Source organism: Spiroplasma endosymbiont of Lariophagus distinguendus (genome assembly GCF_023846195.1).
Taxonomy (GTDB): domain Bacteria; phylum Bacillota_I; class Bacilli_A; order Mycoplasmatales; family VBWQ01; genus Spiroplasma_E.
Genome location: NZ_JALMUW010000082.1, coordinates 1 through 3,197, shown reverse-complemented (window position 1 = coordinate 3,197; position 3,197 = coordinate 1). Strand labels below are relative to the sequence as shown.

Here is a 3,197-nt window from a genome sequence, read left to right as displayed (position 1 = left end):
TGTTGTTAGTGACCGTTCTGAAGAACAATTAGAAACTGATATGATAACTGCTGCTAGTGCTGGTGCTGTTGGTGGGATTGTCAATGCTGTAATATTACCTGTTTGTATTCCTGTTGGTGCTGTTGGTGGTGCTATTACTTTTGGCATAGATGCAGCAAAAAAATTTGATGAAAAACAAAGAAGACAAATTGAAGTTGACAATGATAAGTTTGCAGATAAAAAAACCGCTATAAATAATATAGATTCACAAATTGAAGTAAAAATAGAATCAAAGAAAATGGCCAGTTTATAATTAATTTTTAGATTTAAGATAGTCTATGTTATAATATAAATATATTACTTTTTAAGGTAATAAATCGCCAATCATGTTATTGGGGATTTAGTGTTTTTAATATTTTTTAACATTAAAATGTGTATAATTTATTTTTGTATATATTGTGTGTTAAAAAATAATAAAAAAGATTAAAATATTAAAATTTGAGGAGATGAAGTTAATATGAATAATACAAGTGATATAAATGATAATTTTGTTATTAGTAGAGCAGTACTGTCAGATGTTTCATGTACCTCTTGTGCTAGTGTCATCGAAAGACATTTTACCAAAGAAGATGGTATTACTGTTAGTATCAATTTTGCTACTAAAAAAGCACAATTTAGTTATGATCCTAAGTTTTGAAATGAAAAAAAATTAAAAAAGCAATGCATCATTTAGGATATGAAATTTGTAAGTTTGAAACTGAGATTAAAGATATAAAAACGAGTCACCAAGTTGATATGAAAGATATTACAGATGATCATAGTAGTCATAGTCATCATAGTAGTCATAGTCATAGTAGTGAACAACATCAATCTCATATGTCAGAACAACATCATAATCATCAACATAATGTTAAATTACGTGATTTAATTGAACTTATTATTGGTTGAATATTGTTACTACCATTATTATTAATTATGATACCTAATACTTCATTTTTTGATAGTTTACGTAATCCTTATGTCCAACTTGCACTAGCACTTCCAATTCAATTTTATTTTGGTCGTAAATTTTATATTGGTATTTATCGAGAATTAATTAAACAAAAATGACCTGGTATGCATACTTTAGTAGCACTAGGAACAACAACGGCATTTATTTTTTCTATTTATTTAATGATAATTAATAAAACCGAACACTTATATTTTGAAGTTAGTGCTTCAATTATTATGATTGTTTTACTTGGTGATTTAATTAGTGCTGTTGCACAGAAAAGGGCTACTAGTGGCTTAGAAAGTTTAATGTCATTAAAACCAAAATCAATCTTAAAATATGATTATAATACCAAAACAGAAACTTTTATTAATATTGAAGATGTACAATTAAATGATATTTTAATTATTCGAAAAGGTGAAAATATTCCTACTGATGGTCAATTAATTAGTGAAGAAGCATTTATTAATGAATCAATGTTAACTGGTGAATCGCAAGTTATTACGAAACAAGTTAACCAAAATTTAATTGGTGGAACTAATAATGTTGGTGATAGTTTTAGGATGAAAGCAACTAAAATTGGTAAAGACACAGTATTAGCAAGTATTATTAAGGCAGTTGAAGATGCACAATCTCAGAAACCAAAATTACAAAAATTGGCTGATAAAATTTCTGGGTGATTTACACCAACTGTTATTTTAATTGCCATTTTAGTTTTTCTTATTCGTTATTTTGCAGTAGGTAATGGTGTGCAAGAATCATTAGAAATTGCAATTGCAACTTTAATAATTGCTTGTCCTTGTGCATTAGGGATTGCAACACCATTAGCAGTTGCTGTTGGAATTAATAAAGCAGCAAAAATAGGAATCATTTATAATAAGGCTAGTGCTTTTGAAAAAATTACTAAGATTGATACCATTTGTTTTGATAAAACAGGAACATTAACTACTGGTAATTTGGTTATTACTAAAATTTATGGTCAAGAAAAACATGTTAATAAGGCAATTGCTATGGAAAAACATTCAACACATCCTTTGGCTTTAGCTTTTTCTTTATATGCTAATACTAATAATGTTGGACAATCATTGACAATTACCGAAGTTAAAGAACAAATTGGTTTTGGTATTAAAGCAAAATATCAAACTGAAGAATTACAAATTTCATCACTTGAAAATTTACAAAAAGCAAAAATGCCATTTAGTCCATTTCTAAAAACATTTGATTTTGAAACAGTTACTCCTAGCCAGAAAGTATTGGCATTGGCAATTAATAAAGTTGTTACTAATATTTTTATTTTAGAAGATGAATTACAAACAAATGCATTATTAACAATTGAAAAAGTTAAAAAACAGGGAATTGAGGTTATTTTAATTAGTGGTGATAATGAATCACAAACACTTGCTATTGCTAATCGCGTTGGGATAGAAACATACTTTGCTAATGTTACACCACAAGGTAAATCACAAATTGTTGCTGATTTACAAGCAAAAGGGAAAAAAGTAGCGTTTGTTGGTGATGGTATTAATGATGTTATTGCCTTAGAACAATCTGATTTAGCAATTGCAATGGGATCTGGTAGTGATATTGCTAAAAAAATTGGTGATATTACTATTCTTGATAATGATATTAGTATTGTTTATAAGGCTATTGTTTTAACTAAAAAAACTAAAAATAATATTTGAATGAATTTTATTTGAGCATTTAGTTATAATATTATCATTATTCCATTAGCTGCTGCCGGATTTATTATTCCACCGTTGGCTGCAATTGCGATGGCTCTTTCTGATATAACTGTTGTTGGAAATTCATTAATTTTTAAATGAAGAAAATATAAATATTAGATAATATATAAATTAATAATAAATAAAAAAGTACTTTATTTTTTTTGAAAGGGGAAATTTAAATGGCTAGACAAAATGAAGAAAAAAGAGCAGAGCTTGATCAAAAGATATCTATTTTACAGGAAATGATACGTATTATAGAAGAAAAAAATAATGTTGAACCAAACCCTGATGAAAAGTTGATTAGAATTAATCAACTGATAATTGATGATTATAAGAACAAACTTTCTCTATTAGTAAAAGAAAGAGAAAATAATGATTGAGAAACAATTAATTTAGAAGATATTGATAAACCTTCAACAAGTCAAAATAAATGAAATTTATCAAAAATATAAAAAAAGTTACCAATTAAGGTAACTTTTTTTATATTTTTAAAAATTAAAAGG

At 26.8% G+C, this 3,197-nt stretch carries 4 protein-coding genes; all 4 read left to right on the top strand.

All coding sequences use genetic code 4. From position 1 onward, the window contains the following. The coding region (locus M0D11_RS05460) for a hypothetical protein (RefSeq protein ID WP_252320825.1) at positions 1-292 on the top strand (292 nt) is incomplete at its 5' end. 204 nt (positions 293-496) lie between these two features. After that, entirely contained in the window at positions 497-712 is a 216-nt protein-coding gene (locus M0D11_RS05455; protein ID WP_252320823.1) for a cation transporter, read from the top strand. Next, positions 673-2,811: a heavy metal translocating P-type ATPase gene (locus M0D11_RS05450; protein WP_252320821.1), complete on the top strand. Its 2,139-nt coding sequence runs from the start codon at positions 673-675 to the stop codon at positions 2,809-2,811. The genes M0D11_RS05455 and M0D11_RS05450 overlap by 40 nt, the downstream gene beginning before the upstream one ends. Before the next feature lie 62 nt (positions 2,812-2,873). Further along, positions 2,874-3,146, top strand: a complete 273-nt coding sequence (locus M0D11_RS05445) for a hypothetical protein (RefSeq protein WP_252320819.1) — start codon at positions 2,874-2,876, stop codon at positions 3,144-3,146. Positions 3,147-3,197 lie beyond the last annotated feature (51 nt).